The 14,204-nt window shown below is 67.5% G+C and carries 15 protein-coding genes; 2 read left to right on the top strand and 13 right to left on the bottom strand.

Features of this window, described 5'->3' with window-relative positions:
- Positions 1–2: 2 nt before the first annotated feature.
- Complete coding sequence (locus BLR19_RS05510; RefSeq protein ID WP_039245408.1) at positions 3–695, bottom strand: murein L,D-transpeptidase catalytic domain family protein; 693 nt, start codon at positions 693–695, stop codon at positions 3–5.
- Between the two features lie 114 nt (positions 696–809).
- Here BLR19_RS05510 and BLR19_RS05505 point away from each other — a divergent pair, with 114 nt between their 5' ends.
- Positions 810–2,135 carry a metal-dependent hydrolase family protein gene (locus BLR19_RS05505; protein ID WP_091748089.1) on the top strand — a complete coding sequence of 442 codons (1,326 nt, stop codon included), beginning with the start codon at positions 810–812 and terminating at the stop codon, positions 2,133–2,135.
- On the opposite strand, the gene lpxK is transcribed toward BLR19_RS05505, so the two are convergent.
- Genes lpxK through BLR19_RS05480 form a run of 5 tightly spaced genes read right to left on the bottom strand, consistent with a single transcriptional unit; the run spans position 2,120 to position 7,504 of the window.
- Positions 2,120–3,136: a tetraacyldisaccharide 4'-kinase gene (gene lpxK, locus BLR19_RS05500; RefSeq protein WP_091748087.1), complete on the bottom strand. Its 1,017-nt coding sequence runs from the start codon at positions 3,134–3,136 to the stop codon at positions 2,120–2,122. The genes BLR19_RS05505 and lpxK overlap by 16 nt on opposite strands.
- Complete coding sequence (locus tag BLR19_RS05495; protein WP_369818836.1) at positions 3,133–4,431, bottom strand: 3-deoxy-D-manno-octulosonic acid transferase; 1,299 nt, start codon at positions 4,429–4,431, stop codon at positions 3,133–3,135. Before BLR19_RS05495 ends, lpxK begins: the two co-directional genes overlap by 4 nt.
- A 10-nt stretch (positions 4,432–4,441) precedes the next feature.
- A complete protein-coding gene (locus tag BLR19_RS05490; RefSeq protein WP_091748084.1) occupies positions 4,442–5,125 on the bottom strand; it encodes a lysophospholipid acyltransferase family protein in 684 nt (227 codons plus the stop codon).
- On the bottom strand, positions 5,122–6,951 hold the full coding sequence (locus BLR19_RS05485; protein ID WP_091749132.1) for an ABC transporter ATP-binding protein: 1,830 nt from the start codon (positions 6,949–6,951) through the stop codon (positions 5,122–5,124). Before BLR19_RS05485 ends, BLR19_RS05490 begins: the two co-directional genes overlap by 4 nt.
- 31 nt (positions 6,952–6,982) lie before the next feature.
- On the bottom strand, positions 6,983–7,504 hold the full coding sequence (locus tag BLR19_RS05480) for a hypothetical protein (protein WP_091748081.1): 522 nt from the start codon (positions 7,502–7,504) through the stop codon (positions 6,983–6,985).
- Positions 7,505–7,592: 88 nt separating this feature from the next.
- Here BLR19_RS05480 and BLR19_RS05475 point away from each other — a divergent pair, with 88 nt between their 5' ends.
- Positions 7,593–8,258 (top strand): fused DSP-PTPase phosphatase/NAD kinase-like protein, encoded by a 666-nt coding sequence (locus BLR19_RS05475; protein WP_091749129.1) that lies wholly within the window; start codon positions 7,593–7,595, stop codon positions 8,256–8,258.
- A gap of 160 nt (positions 8,259–8,418) precedes the next feature.
- Here the strand turns inward: BLR19_RS05475 and BLR19_RS05470 are convergent, their stop codons facing one another.
- The 7 genes from BLR19_RS05470 to BLR19_RS05440 form a co-directional block, all read right to left on the bottom strand.
- A complete protein-coding gene (locus BLR19_RS05470; RefSeq protein WP_091748078.1) occupies positions 8,419–8,625 on the bottom strand; it encodes a hypothetical protein in 207 nt (68 codons plus the stop codon).
- 77 nt (positions 8,626–8,702) lie between these two features.
- Positions 8,703–8,948, bottom strand: coding sequence for a DUF4170 domain-containing protein (locus tag BLR19_RS05465; RefSeq protein WP_017505336.1), 246 nt, complete (start codon positions 8,946–8,948; stop codon positions 8,703–8,705).
- 110 nt (positions 8,949–9,058) lie between these two features.
- Positions 9,059–9,856: a 3'(2'),5'-bisphosphate nucleotidase CysQ gene (locus BLR19_RS05460; RefSeq protein ID WP_091748075.1), complete on the bottom strand. Its 798-nt coding sequence runs from the start codon at positions 9,854–9,856 to the stop codon at positions 9,059–9,061.
- On the bottom strand, positions 9,853–11,208 hold the full coding sequence (locus BLR19_RS05455; protein WP_091748072.1) for a TldD/PmbA family protein: 1,356 nt from the start codon (positions 11,206–11,208) through the stop codon (positions 9,853–9,855). The genes BLR19_RS05460 and BLR19_RS05455 overlap by 4 nt, the downstream gene beginning before the upstream one ends.
- Before the next feature lie 54 nt (positions 11,209–11,262).
- Positions 11,263–11,670 carry an MAPEG family protein gene (locus BLR19_RS05450; protein WP_091748069.1) on the bottom strand — a complete coding sequence of 136 codons (408 nt, stop codon included), beginning with the start codon at positions 11,668–11,670 and terminating at the stop codon, positions 11,263–11,265.
- A 3-nt stretch (positions 11,671–11,673) separates the two neighbouring features.
- Positions 11,674–13,443 carry a M14 family metallopeptidase gene (locus BLR19_RS05445; RefSeq protein ID WP_218119318.1) on the bottom strand — a complete coding sequence of 590 codons (1,770 nt, stop codon included), beginning with the start codon at positions 13,441–13,443 and terminating at the stop codon, positions 11,674–11,676.
- Between the two features lie 101 nt (positions 13,444–13,544).
- Positions 13,545–14,177 carry a hypothetical protein gene (locus BLR19_RS05440; protein ID WP_176758271.1) on the bottom strand — a complete coding sequence of 211 codons (633 nt, stop codon included), beginning with the start codon at positions 14,175–14,177 and terminating at the stop codon, positions 13,545–13,547.
- Positions 14,178–14,204: the final 27 nt, after the last annotated feature.

Below are 14,204 nucleotides of genomic sequence, written 5' to 3'. Positions count from 1 at the left end.
GCCTAGGCCGCTGCGAACAGCAGTCGGCCCTCGCCCATGCGTTCGCGCAAGGCCGGCAGGTCGGTATGGGCGACCGAGAAACAGCCGTAGCTGCGACCCAGCTTGCCTTCGCGCGCCAGGAAGTCGGGATCGGCATAGTCTGCGCCGTGGACGATGATGGCCCGCTCGCGCGCCTTGTCGTTGGAATATTCCAGGCCGTCGAGCAGGACGTTCGGCCCCTGCTGCGCGCCCCAGTTGGCGCCCGCCGTCGCATAGGCGCCGATCGAGGACATGTTGGAATCGGGCGTGTTGGAAAAGCGCTGGGCATAGCCGGTGTGGCTAGGGTCCGATCCCCGTCCGTGGCAGGTGCGCAGCACCTTAACCTCGCCGGCAATCAGATCGACCTCATAGAGCCGCTCCTCGCCCGAAAACTTCTGGAAATCGACCAGATACATCCGGTCACGCAGCGGCAGGCGGTGATGGTGGGTATCCAGCGCGGTCATGGCGCGTTCCATCAGGTCCTTGCGAACGTGACCGCGGGGATCCAGCGGCGGCGGCGTCAGGGCGGAGGTCTGGACCGTGGGCAGACCGACCTGGGGCATGGCGATCGGAGTTCCGTTCTGAGCCGTCGTCAGCGGGGCCGTAGCGCTTGCGCTGGCGCATCCCGCCAGCATGGCCGATCCGCCCAGAATAAGTCCTCGTCTCGATAGCCGCATGCGACGCCCTCGTTGCGGTTGGTCTTGAGGCGTGTTTGTTTCAGTTGGTTACGAGCGAGGCAACCTGAGCCTTGTGGGGCATTTTTGCGGCCGACGCGTCGCGGGGAGATATCGATGAAACGTTTTGGAATCGCGCTGGCGGCGCTGATGGCGTCGGCGGTAAGCGCTCACGCGCAGCAAACCCCCGTGGCCACAGGCGTTTCGACACAACCCGAAACAACGTTCGTTGAGGCCGGAAGGTTGCTTGCGGATCCTTCGAACGGCGTTGTGCAACGCGATAAAACTCTCGTGATCAGAGGGAACCAAGTCGTTGAAGTACGCGACGGCTTCGTCGGCGAAGCGTCGCAAGGCAAGGTCGTGGACCTGCGCCAAGCCTTTGTCCTGCCCGGCCTGATCGACAGCCACGTCCATTTGACGAGCCAGCAAAACCCGAACGCACGCCTTGAAGAGGTGACGCTTTCAGATGCCGATCAGGCGATGGTCGGCGCCCGCTACGCGCGTCGCACCCTGATGGCCGGCTTTACGACGGTGGCGGATTTGGGCGCCTCGAACCAGGCCATCTTCGCCCTGCGGAACGCCGTCAGGAACGGCGACGTGCCGGGACCGCGCATCATTGCGGCGGGGTCGTCGGTGTCGATCCACGGCGGACATGGCGACATCAACGGCTATCGCGAGGACGTCATGCACCTGCTGTCGTCCGAGAGCATCTGCTCGGGGCCTGAGGACTGCATGCGGGCCGTGCGCACCCAGGTTCGCGCCGGCGCCGACATCATCAAGATCACGGCCACCGGCGGCGTTCTGTCCAACACCGCCGCCGGCCTGAACCAGCAGTTCAGCGACGACGAACTCTCCTCCATCGTCGGCAGCGCCCATCGCATGGGCCGCCAGGTGACAGCGCACGCCCACGGCGTGGACGGCATCAACGCCTTCCTGCGGGCCGGCGGCGATTCCATCGAGCACGGGACCTATCTGGACGATCAGTCGATCCGCCTGTTCAAGTCGAACGGCGCTTGGCTGATCCCGACCCTGCTGGCTGGGGATTTTGTGGCGCGCATCGCCTCGGGACCCGACAACTTCTTCACCCCCGCCCAGACGGCCAAGGCGCTGGAAGCCGGGCCCAAGATGCTGGACATGGCGCGCCGCGCGCACGAGGGCGGGGTCAAGATCGCCTTCGGCACCGACTCGGGCGTTTCGGCCCACGGCGACAACGCCCAGGAGTTCGCGCTTCTGGTCCGCGCCGGCCTGAGCCCGCTTGAGGCCATCCAGGCCGCCACCGTCGGCGCCGCCGAACACCTGCGCATCGCCAATGAGGCCGGGAAGATCGCCGTGGGCATGCCCGCCGACATCGTCGCCGTCTCTGGCGATCCGCTGACGGATGTGACCGAGCTTGAGCGGATGAGGTTCGTGATGAAGTCCGGCGTGGTCTATCGCGCCGACTGAATTCTGTCGTTCAGGAAGGCGGCGAAAGCCGCCTCGTCCTCGAACCGGGCGACGACCGGCCAGGCGACGACATCCTTGCGCTGCTCGGGCGTCAGCCGGACCCAGTCCTTTTCCGTCGTAACCAGGCCGGCGTCGAACACCGCAGCCCGGTCCGTCAGGAACGTCATGTCGGCGGCGCTATAGGCCGCGTGGTCGGGGAAGGGGACGAAGTCGACCAGATCGCAGCCCGCCGCCTTCAGCGACCGCTCGACCTTCCAGGGCTTGGCGATGCCGGCGAAACCGACCTGGGGCCCCGACGGCGGCGGCGCCTCGGGCGTCAGGCGCGCGATGAAGACGGGCAGGGCGCCGAACACGGCCATCAGTTCGGGATCGGCCTCATCGACATCGGTAGGCAGCATGACCACCACGGCGTCGGCGCGCGCCAGCCCGGCCGTCAGCGGCTCGCGCATGGGGCCTGAGGGAAAGACCGATCCGTCGCCGAACGGCCATTCGTCGCCGCGAGTCTCGCCGTCCACGACGATCAGGCTGACGGTCTTTTTCAGGGCCGGGTTCTGATGGCCGTCGTCCAGCACCAGAGCCTGCGCCCCCTCCGGGACGGCGGCCCTGGCGCCCGCGACGCGATCGCGCGCGATCCAGACCGGCGACCCTTGCGCCAGCATCAGCGGCTCGTCCCCGACATCGTCGGCCGTATGGATTTGAGGATCGACCCGGACCGGCCCTTCCAGCCGCCCGCCATAACCGCGCGACAGACCTTGCGCCTCTACCCCCGCCGCCCGCAGCAGCCGCAGGGTTTCGCGCGCGACCGGCGTCTTGCCCGATCCGCCGACCGTCAGATTGCCGACCGAAACGATCGCGCAGCCGGGGTCGGCGGGCACCGTCTTGGCGATCCGACGCGCCGTCACGACGGCCCAGATCCAGCCCAGCGGTTTCAGCGCCGTGCGTGTCATCCGGGCGTGGTTGCTGTCGCGCACATACCACCAGCGCGGCGTGTTCAGCTTCATCGCCGGTCCTGCCTCTGCGGCATTATCCGCGACAGCAGCGCCCACAGTCGCTCCAGCCCGCCTCCAGCCTCGACCGCCGCGCGACGCCCGCGCTCGCCCATGGCCTTGGCCGCGTTCAGGTCTTCCAGCAGGGGCTCGATCACGCCGGGTAGGTCGGACGGCGCCTGAACCAGGGCCAGGCCCCCCGCCTCGACCAGGGCCGCCGTCACCGGCGCCCAGTTGGATGCATCTGGTCCCGTGATCGTCGGCTTGCCCAGCCGCGCCGGCTCCAGCGGATTATGCCCGCCGACGGGCGGCAGGCCGATGGCGGGCGCGAACGAGCCGCCCATCACCACCACATCGGCGAGGCGCAGGAACAGGCCCATCTCGTTCAGGGTGTCGGCCAGATAGATGTCGGTGTCCGGCCCGATCGTCTCGCCGCGCGAACGCATGGCGAAGGCGTAGCCGTCGCGTTGCAGGGCCTGGGCGATGTGCGCCCCCCGCTCGGGATGGCGTGGCGTCAGAATCAGGCAGACTCGCTCGCTCAGATGGTCCAGCGCGCGCACGATGGCGATCTCTTCGCCCTCATGGGTGCTGGCGGCGACGATCACCGGCCGGTCGCCGATGGCGGCGCTTAGACGGCTGAAGGCGGCGGGATCTTGCGGTAGGGCCTCTCCCGACAGTTTCAGGTTCACTAGCCCGTCGATCCGCGCGCCCATGCCCTCCAGACGCTGGGCCGAGACCGCATCCTGCGGCAAGACCAGATCAAAGGCGCCGGTCAGCGCCCGCGCCGAGGCCGGAAACCGCGCCCAGCCCTCCACCGTCTTCTCCGTGATCCGGGCGCTGACCAGGGCCAGTTTCACGCCTCGCCGACGCGCCTCCAGCAACAGATTGGGCCACAGTTCGCTCTCGACAAAGACCGCCAGGCTTGGCCGCCAATGGTCCAGGAACCGCTCGACCACGCCGGGCGCATCGACCGGCGCATATTGGTGGATCACGCCCGCCGGCAGCCGTTCGGTCAGAATCTGCGCCGAGGTCACGGTGCTGGAGGTGACCAGAACGGTCAGATCGGGACGCGCCTTCGCCAGCCGCTCGACCACGGGCAGCAGCGACAGGCTCTCGCCGACACTGACGCCGTGCAGCCAGACCAGATCACCTTCGGGGCGCTCGGTGCGGGTGAAGCCCATCCGCTCGTCCACCCGCACCGGGTCTTCCTTGCCCCGCCTGGCGCGCGCATCCAGCAGGCGCGGGGCCAGCGGCTCCAGCGCGCGCGTCGCCAGCCGATAGGCGATCAGCGGCAGCGGCAGCGGCGTCACGGCTGCGTCCTCACGGTTTCAGGCCCGTGATCGCATCGGCCCGCGCCTCGACGGCGTTCAGCCGCGCGGCCCAGTCTTGGCGGACGTGATCCAGGTCGTCACCGGTCGGATAATCGGCGATGTCCCAGACGATGGCGCCTTTGGCGAAGGGCAGGGGCAGAATCGCGCGGTCCCAGCTGTTCAGCCGGATGGCCGGATTGCACGACATGCCGATGAACAGGGTCGGAGCCTTTGAGATCTTGGCCATCATCGGCAAGCCCTCGGCCATCTGGCGCGCCGGGCCGCGCGGACCGTCCGGCGTAATGGCCAGAGCGCCGATCTTCAACTGACGCAGGCCCGCCCGCAGCGCCTGCGATCCGCCCTTGTCCCGGTCCGCCTTGTCCTTGTTCGACGACGAACCGCGAATTGCGGGAAAGCCTTGGCGAGCCACGGCCTTTGCGATGAACTGACCGTCCGCCGACAGGGAAATCAACGCCTTGGCCGGCTGCGCTCGGTTCAGCGGCCAACACGCCGGCGACAGGCCGATACGCGAATGCCAGAAGGCGCACAGCACCCCGCCGCCCTGGGCCCAAACACCCTCGGCCACCGCCTGGTTTTCGTGGGTCCAGCGCATGGTGGCGAAGCAAAACTGCATCCAGTGCGCCAGGATGAAGGACAGGCTGGCCTGGACGGCCGGAATGCGCAGCGGCCTCACGCGACCGTCTCGACCGTGGGCGAAGCGCCATCCAGCGACTGCTGGCGCGCCAGGCGGGAATAGAGGCCGCCTCTGGCGACCAGGGCGTCGTGCGAGCCTTCCTCGACCACCCGGCCGGCCTCGATCACATAGATGCGGTCGGCGTTCCGGACGGTGAACAGGCGGTGCGCGATCATCAGGGTGGCGCGGCCCTGCATCAGCCGCTCCAGCGCCGCCTGGACCAAGGCCTCGCTCTCGGTGTCCAGGGCGCTGGTGGCCTCGTCCAGCAGCAGGATCGGCGCATCCTTGACGAAGGCGCGGGCGATGGCGATCCGCTGGCGCTGACCGCCGGACAGGCGCAAGCCCGCCTCGCCCGCGCGGGTCGCATACCCTTCAGGCAAGGCCGTGATGAAGTCGTGGGCGGCGGCGGACCGCGCGGCGTCCTCGATTTGCGCCTGCGTCGCGCCCGGCCGGCCATAGGCGATGTTGGCGGCGATGGTGTCGTCGAACAGGAAGGGTTCCTGCGTCACCAGGGCGATGTGGTCGCGCAGGTCATGGATGCGAAGCGCCCGCACGTCGGCGCCGTTGATCGTCACCGCCCCGCCGGTCACATCATAGAAGCGCGGCAGCAGGCTCAGGATCGTGCTCTTGCCGCCGCCCGACGGCCCGACCAGCGCCACCGTCTCGCCCGGCGCGACCCGAAGCGACACTTCGTCCAGCGTTGGCGCATCGGTCCCGGCGTAGGCGAAGGACACCTTGTCAAGCACGACCTCCACCGGCCCGGGGGCCAGGGGCGCGGCGTCGGCCGCCTCACGAATTTCCGGCTGGATGTCCAAGGCGCCGAACAGGCGGCGCGCGGCGGTGAAGCCCTCGCTCATAACGGTGGCCAGGTTGGTCACCTGGCGCAGGGCTTGCCCTGCGGCCAGCAGCATGCCGATGAAGGCGGCGAAGCCGCCCACGGTCATGTCGCCCGACTGCGCCCGCCATCCGGCGTAGGCCATGACGGCGGCGACGACGATATAGGCGACCAGATCGCTGGACGGACCGGCGAAGGCGCGGGCGTTGGCGCCCTTGATGACGTGGCGCTGGCGACGGGCCACCACCTCGGCGACGCGGTCCTGTTCGGCGGCCTCGCGGTTCTCGATCTTGATCAGGCGAACCCCGTCCAGGTTCTCCATCAGGGCGGTGGACAGGTTCTCGGTCTCGGCCATGGCGCCGACGGCGGCCTTGCGCGTCTTTCGCCCAAAGCGCCGCAGCACCAGCGCCACCAGCGGCACGCCCAGCAGCACGACGATCGTCAGCTGCCAGTCGATGAACCCCATGTAGATCAAGACCGCGATCAGGGTCAGCAGGTTCTGGGTGTAGTTGACCACGCCCGAGGTGAAGGCCTCGCGCACCATATTGGCGTCGAACAGCACCGAGGAGACGAAGCCGCCCGAGTGCTGGCTGCGTAAGCGCGCCAGATCGGCGCGGATCATGGCCCCGAACAGGCGGATCTGGATGTCGCCGACGATGGTGTGACCCAATCCGTTGACCAGGGCGGCCTGGCCCAGCGCGGCCAGGGTCCGCGCAATGGCGACGGTCAGGATGGCGACCGGGATCCAGACAACAGCCTTGTTCGCCGGAAAGGTCACAAGGCCGAACAGACTGATCGGCTTGGTCCCGCCCAGGAACAGACCGTTGACGGCCGGCTCCAGCAGCTTCAGCAGCGCCGCCGTCAGCAGGCCGGTCGTCGCCGCGCACAAGACAGACAGGATCAGCGATCCCTTGTGCTTGGACAGATAGTCGCGCCAAATCCGCGCCAACGGGGCGCGCAGCGGCATGGTTTCGGAGGCGGCGACGGTCATCGGCTCTCGGTCGTCCGAGCCGCCGTTCAAGTCAAGGCTTGTCCGGCGACGGTTCCAGCGCACGGCCCGGCTCGTCGGCGCGGATCAGGGTTTCGCCGGGCGCTTCCTGGATCCTTACGGCGGGCGGAACCGTCGGATTGGACGCGTATCGACGCCCGTCGAACGGCACGGCGACCTCATAGCCCTCGGTGATTCCGCCGCCCGCGACATAGACGCCCAGATCCCGTCGGCCATGGGTCTGTCGCTCCAGCAACCGTATCGGAGCGCGCGCGACGCTGATCTCGCCGACCGACCGATAAGTTTCGCCGGTTCGGTCCAGCACCAGCAGTCGGCATCCGCCCGAGCCGCACCAGTTTGGGCCGGTCAGATAGACCAAGGTCATCGCCCCGTCCGGCGTGATCGCGGCCGTATAGCGGGTGGTGTCCAGCGCCTCCTTGGCCCGGTCGCGCAGATAGGCGATCAGGGCGGGGTCTTCGGGCGGCGGCGTCTGGGCGGCGGCCGCGCCGGTCCACAGGCTGGCGGCGACGGCGGCGGTTGCGGCGAGGGTTCTCATCGGGGCGTTCTCCGGTCTCGACAATTATTCCAACGCATCAGGATCAAGATCGGATGACGTGGCGGCGTCGGATCGCTATCTGGCGGGCATGGCGCGCTTCGACCTCTCGACCGCGATGGGCCGGTTTCGGGCGCATTGGCATTATTTCTGGGCCGACCACGCGTTTCTGCGCGTGGCCTTTTCCAACGCCCACTGGCTGGGCCCGGATCTGGTGCGCACCAATCAGCCGTCGCCGCGCCAGCTGGCCTATTGGAAAAAGAAGGGCGTCAAGACGGTCATCAACCTGCGCGGTGAACGCGACGAAGGCTATTACTGGCTGGAAAAGGACGCTTGCGAGCGGCTGGGCCTGACCCTGATCGACGCGCCGCTGGACTCGCGTGATCCGCCCGAGACGCTGCGCATCCACCGCGCGCGCGCGCTGTTCAAGACGATCCAGTATCCGGTGCTGATCCACTGCAAGTCCGGCGCGGATCGGGCGGGAATGATGGCGGTCTTCTATCGCCACTTCCACCTGGGCGAGCCGATCTCTGTCGCCATGAAGCAGTTGTCCAAAAAGTATCTCCACTCCCGCGAGGGGCTGACCGGCGTGCTGGACTATACGCTGGAGAAATACGTCAACGAGGTCGAGCCGAAGGGCGTCAGCTTCATCGACTGGGTCGACAGCCCCGACTATGACCCCAAGGCCATTCGCGCCGAGTTCAAGGCCGGCTGGTGGGGCACCCTGCTGACCGACAAGCTGCTGCGGCGCGAGTAGGGGCTTTCCATCGTCCTTCCGGGGCGTCCGTAGAACGAAACCGGAATCCAGGGATGCGGTTGCGACATCAACCGTTTCAGGCGTCGAGGATGTCCTCCTGGGTTCCGGGTTCTTCGCTGCGCTCAGCCCCGGAATGACGGTCCAAACTAAGGAAGCGACTTCAGCCCCATGGTCCGGTCTTTGGCGCATCGGGATTGCTTTCCCGAGCCTCGGCGGCCAGTTCGGCGTCGCGACGGGCCTTGCGGTCCGCCTCCCACCGTTTGAACCAGCGGGCGTAGTCGATGTTGCCGCGAAGCGAAAAGCTGAACAGCGCCAGCACGGCCAGCAGGCTGACCAGTTGAAAGATCTGTTGCGGTTCCAGGTTCATCGTCGTCCTCGCCTACAGATCGAAACGTCGGATCGAGGAGCCGGTTCGGCTCCTCGATGTCGCACTCAGTCCTCGGCTCAGGCCGCGTCGCCGCGCGGATCGATCAGCTTGTGGGCGTGCAGGATGAAATAGCGCATGTGGGCGTTGTCCACGGTCGCCTGGGCGCGCGCCTTCCAGGCCTTCTTCGCTTCGTCATAGCTGCCGAAGGCGCCGACGAACTCGACCTGCGACAGGTCGCGGAAAGTCGGCTCGCCCAGGTGACGAAGCTCGCCGCCGATCACGATGTGCAGAAGTTGCGGCGGGACGGCGTTCTGATCGGTCATCGGAAATCCTGAAGGCTGGGCCGGAGGGCTTTGGGGGAGGGAGGTTTGCGCGCGGCATAGGCCGAGAACGCCCTCGGATCAATGTGGGCCGGGGCTTTTCCGCCCTCGCCTTAGGTCGAAAGCGGCACGTTTTTACAGCGCCGCACGATCATCGGCTGGATGATCGGCGCCGCGCAGACCAGGCTAGTCTGACGCGGATCGGGCCGGTTGAAGGCCCACGGCCGCCCGTGGTGATCGCTGACCCTGGCGCCAGCTTCCGTCGCGATCAGCCAGCCCGCAGCGACGTCCCAATCCCATTTCGGCGTCAGGGCCAGGGCGGCGTCGAAGGCGCCGGCGGCGACCAGCGCCATCCGATAGGCCAGGGCGTTGCGTTTCTCGAACCGCATCGACGGCCAGGGTTCTTCGTCGAAATAGGGCGCTTCGATCAGTCGCGCATCGCCCAGGATCGAGGCGTCCTCCAGCGTATCGACATCCGAGGCGTGGATGGGTTTGCCGTTACGTCGCGCCCCGCCGCCGCGCGTCGCCACATAGGTCTCGTCCACCTCAGGCGCATGGATGACGGCGGCGACGACCTCGCCGTCCTCGACCACGGCGATGGGCACGCACCACCACGGCGTCCGCTTCATGTAGGCGACGGTGCCGTCGATGGGATCGACCACGAAAATGCGTCGTTTCGACAGACGCTCGGCCGTATCCGCCGTCTCTTCCGACAGCCATCCATAGTCAGGCCGCGCCGACAGCAGCCTGTCCTTCAGCATGGCGTCGACCTTCAGGTCGCCGCTGGTGACGGGCGAACCGCCGACCTTGGATTCGATCTTCAGTCCCGCTTTACGCTCGGCGATGGCCAGCGCCCCGGCGTCGATGGCCGCCTGGCGGATCAGGTCGAGGTCGGCGTGCAAGTCGATCATTTGCCCGCGATGGCCACCGCATCGAACATCAGGCTGGGCACGTTGAACCCGCCCCGGAACTCCAGATCCGAACCGCGCTGGATGCGTAGATAGAGGTCGGTCAGCTTTCCCGCGACCGTGACCTCGCTGACCGGATAGGCGATCACGCCGTTCTCGAACCAGAAGCCCGACACCCCGGCGGACCAGTCGCCTGTATTGCCGTTCAGCGACGGGCCGAACATCGACGTCACCAACAGGCCGGTGTCGGCATCCGCCATCAGGCCCGCCAGATCCCGCTCGCCCGGTTCCATATGCAGATTGTGAGTCGAGACGCCGGATGGCCCGGCCAGCCCCCTTGACGCATGGCCGGTGGTTTCCAGGCCCAGTTGTCGGGCCGAGGCGCTGTTCAGCAACCAGGTGGTCAGGACGCCGTCGTCGAACAGGGCGCGCTTCTGGACCGCCACGCCTTCGTCGTCGAAAGGGGTCGATCCCATGCCGCGCAGGCGGAACGGATCGTCGATCAGGGTGACGCCCTCGGCGAACACGCGCTGCCCCATGCGGTCCTTCAGGAAGGAGGTGCCGCGAGCAATCGACGGGCCGGAAATGGCGCCGATGGCCGGAGAGACGATCTGGCCCGCCATCCGATTGTCGAAGATCACCGGGGCAGTGGTGGAGGCGATCTTGCGCGGCCCCACGCGGGCCACGGCGCGCTCGCCGGCGGTGCGGCCGATCAGGTCGGCGCTCGGCAGGTCGGACAGGTGGCGGGTCGAACGGCTCTCGCCGCCACGCTCCATCGCGCCATCCTTTTCGGCGATGACGCCGACGCCCAGCGAGAAGGCCGACCCTTCATAGGCGCCGTCGAAACCGTGAGAGGTCACAAGCCGCCAGCGGGTGGACGACCAGCCCGCGTGTCCGCCTTCCGACCGCGCCACGCCGGGGACCGCCAAGGCCGCCGCCTCGGCCTCGGCCGAGACCTGTTCCAGAGTTTGGGCGCTGCGTTCGCTCGGATCGAACAGGTCAAGATCGATGAACGGCCCCCGCGCCAGCCGATCTTCGGGTGCGAAACCCGCGTGGGGATCTTCCGGCGCCAGCCGCGCCATGGCCACGGCCCGCTCGACCAAGCGCGCCTGGGTCGCCGGCGATAGGTCTGAGGCCGAAACGGACGCCTGCCGTTGGCCCACGAACACGCGCAGGCCCAGGTCGCGCGATTCCTCGCGTTCGACGTCTTCCAGCTTGCCGTTGCGCACCCCGACCGACAGGGATCGGCGATCGGCGCTGACCGCCTCTGCGGCGTCGGCGCCGGCCTTCAGCGCGGCCTTGACGATGTCGTTGAGAAGATCGGTGGAAACGGGCGCAGCCAGGGTTTCAGTCATGCCCCGATATGGCGGACGCCCCGCTGCACCGCAACCTGCTGCACCGCAACCGCGTCAGACGACGGCGAAGGCGATCAGGCCCACAGCCGCCGTCAGCAGCGCCACCCAGGTCAGCAACATGCCGACGACGCGACCCAGCGACGGCCCGGTCTGCAGCAAAAGGCCCAGGGCATGGGCGATCCGGCCGACGAACAGCGTCGCGCCGACACCGTGGATCATCCAGGCCGGCGCGCCGACGGCGGCCAGCAGCAGCATGGCGATCATGCCCGGCGTTGCATATTCCACCAGATTTCCGAAGGCGCGGCTGGCGGCCATCAGATCCGCGTTTCCGCCGTCGCCGAACGACACCATGTGTTTGCGCCGCCCGCTGACCACGATGCCCGACAAGACCAGCATCATCAGGATCAGCAGGCCGCTCCACAGGGCGGCGGCCTGAACGGCGTACATCAGCGGCGTGGTCATCGATCAGTCCTCGCGCCCGACGGGGTAGAGCAGATAGTGGTCGTCATAGAAGGGCGTGCGTTCATAGAACCAGGCCAGACGCGCCTGCGGATCGGCGGCGAACGTGGCGTCGGCCGCCACCTTGGCCTCGAACTCGGCCTTCAACGCCGGGTCCGCCGCCATCATCTTGTCCGCCAGCGGCGCGATGGCGTAGGCCTCGATATATTCGACGCGGCTCATCACCTCGGGGAACATGCCCCAGGCGAAGAAGCTCTCGCTGGATTGCGGCTCCAGCAGCAGCACGACGATGTCGCCCAGCGGCTGATCCGTCGGCACCCGCACCGAACCGGTCGGATACGTCCAGTCGCGCTTTTCGACCTCCACCGTCTTCACCGAAGCCTGCACGTGACCTTCATTGGCGCGGGTCGCCAGCTTGGGCTCGACCAGGCGCAGCATCGAAAGGTTCACGGTGCGCGCAGCCTCGACCGTCTCCATTTCGATCCCGTGCGTCTTCAGCCGCTCGATGATGTCGGTGCGATAGCCCGGCACCCAATAGGCCGTCGGCCGCGTCAGGGTCAGCGTCGGATTTGAGCCAAAGAAGGGCATCCGCCACAGATCGGGATCGGGGCGGCCCAGCCAGCGGATCTCCTTCCGACCAGAGGCGGCGCTATCATACATCTCGTACAGCATGCCCTTGAACGGGCGCGTGGACGACGCCGTCTCGTCGGCCTCGAAGTTGGCGGGGATTTGCGCCGGACGCAGGGCCTTGTCCTGATCCGTCGCGGCGCGCAGACCGGCGCCCTGATCGGCCAGCAACCGCATCGCCTCCTCGATGAAGACATAGGTGCCCAGCACCCGCTGTTCGTGCGGTTTCAGGCTGTGGTTCTCGATCAGGATCGTCGGTACACGGGCGGCCGCGCCCCAGCCGTTCGAGAACCGCTCGCCCAGGCCGCCGTCCGACAGGCCCTTCTTCGGCTCGTCGTCGTCGATGCCGAACACCAGTTCGCCGGGGATATGGCCTTCGCGTTCCAGCGCGGCGTTCATCGCCGGCTTGAACACCGAATCCAGCCAGGCCGAGCCGTTCGGCGAGCGGCTGAAGGTCCCGTCCTCGCCGTTGAAGCCGTAGGTGACGTCGTACTGGTAATCCATGCCGTCGGTGACGTGGACATCCACATACAGGTCCGGCCGGTATTTCAGGATCAGGCCGCGCACGGCCCGCATCTCGGGCTGGTCCAGCTTCAGATAGTCGCGGTTCAGGTTCTGGTTGGTCGCCGTATTGCGCCAGCCCTGGATGCGCGGCCCCCGCTGGTTAGGCCGGGAATAGGGGCCGGAACGCTCGTGGCCGTCCACGCTCAGGATGGGGATCAGGATCAGATTGACCCGGTCCAGCAGGGCGTCCTTCCCATAGAAGGCGATGTCGCGCAGCAGCATCATGCCCGCGTCCTTGCCGTCGATCTCGCCGGGGTGGATCCCCGCCTGGATCATCAGCACTGGCTTGGCCGGATCGAACGTCGAGCCATCCTTGGAGGCGATCACCGCATAGATGGGCCGTCCTTCCGGCGAGACGCCGAACTGCTCAATGCGGATCAGGTCGCTGGCGGCGTCCAGACGATCGAACCAGGCGCGGGTGTCGACATAGTTGGGGCTGAAGTCGTGGCCCGGATCGGCCTCGAACGCCGTGACCCAGGGATCAGACGCATCGCGCAGCAGCGCCTTGGACGCACCGTTCCATGCGGGGGCGGGCGGCAGGAAGGCCTGATCCCAAGGTGCTGTGTTGGGAAGCGTTTGGGACATGGCGGGGCTCACGCTACAGGCAAGGGCGGCGACCAGCGCCGAAACCAGAAGAGGGGACTGCATGGCCTTTCGTGAGCCGATTGCGTCGCCCTGACAAGGTTTCAACCGCCGCCGCCCAGGACGGGCGCCCAGCCGCCGGCCTTGAGCAGCAGGGCCGCCGCGTTCCCCATCTGCCAAAGACTGTAGAGCAGAACGACGACCAGGGCGCCGACCGCAACCTTGCGCCACGGTGCGAACGCCGCCGTCGCCGTGCCGATCACGAAGATGGAGACCCCGACCCACAACCGCACCGAGCCGGCGATCTTGGCGAAGCCGGGATTGAGCTGGGCCAGGATAATCACGACCACCGCCACGATCAGATTGGCCGCCAGGATGCAGCCGAACACCAGTCGCCGATGCGACCAGAAGTGGTCGTCCAGATCGATCCGCTCGTCGCCGCCCTCGGCCGAAACGCGGGGGAACGTCACGCTGGCGGCGACGTAGAAGGTCGCGGCGATGGCCAGTGAAATCAGCAGCACGAAGGTGTTGAACGGCGCGCCGCGGAAGATGACCCAGGCCTGGTTCCAGAAGGTGGCGATGTCGATCGCCACGAACAGGGCCAACATCGGCGTCAGCCAGCCGAAGCGGATCCGCTGCTTCTCATGCAGCACCCGCGCGAACCCGCCGACCAGTTCGGCCACGGACAGGCCCAAGAGCAGGCCGTAGAAGCTGAAGAAGAACTCGAACGCGCTCACATCGCCCCCCGGCGTCGCCAAAAGCCA

Source organism: Brevundimonas sp. 374 (assembly GCF_900102995.1).
Lineage (GTDB): Bacteria > Pseudomonadota > Alphaproteobacteria > Caulobacterales > Caulobacteraceae > Brevundimonas > Brevundimonas vesicularis_C.
The sequence above is the reverse complement of the archived record's forward strand: the minus strand, read 5'-3'. Positions and strand labels throughout refer to the sequence as shown.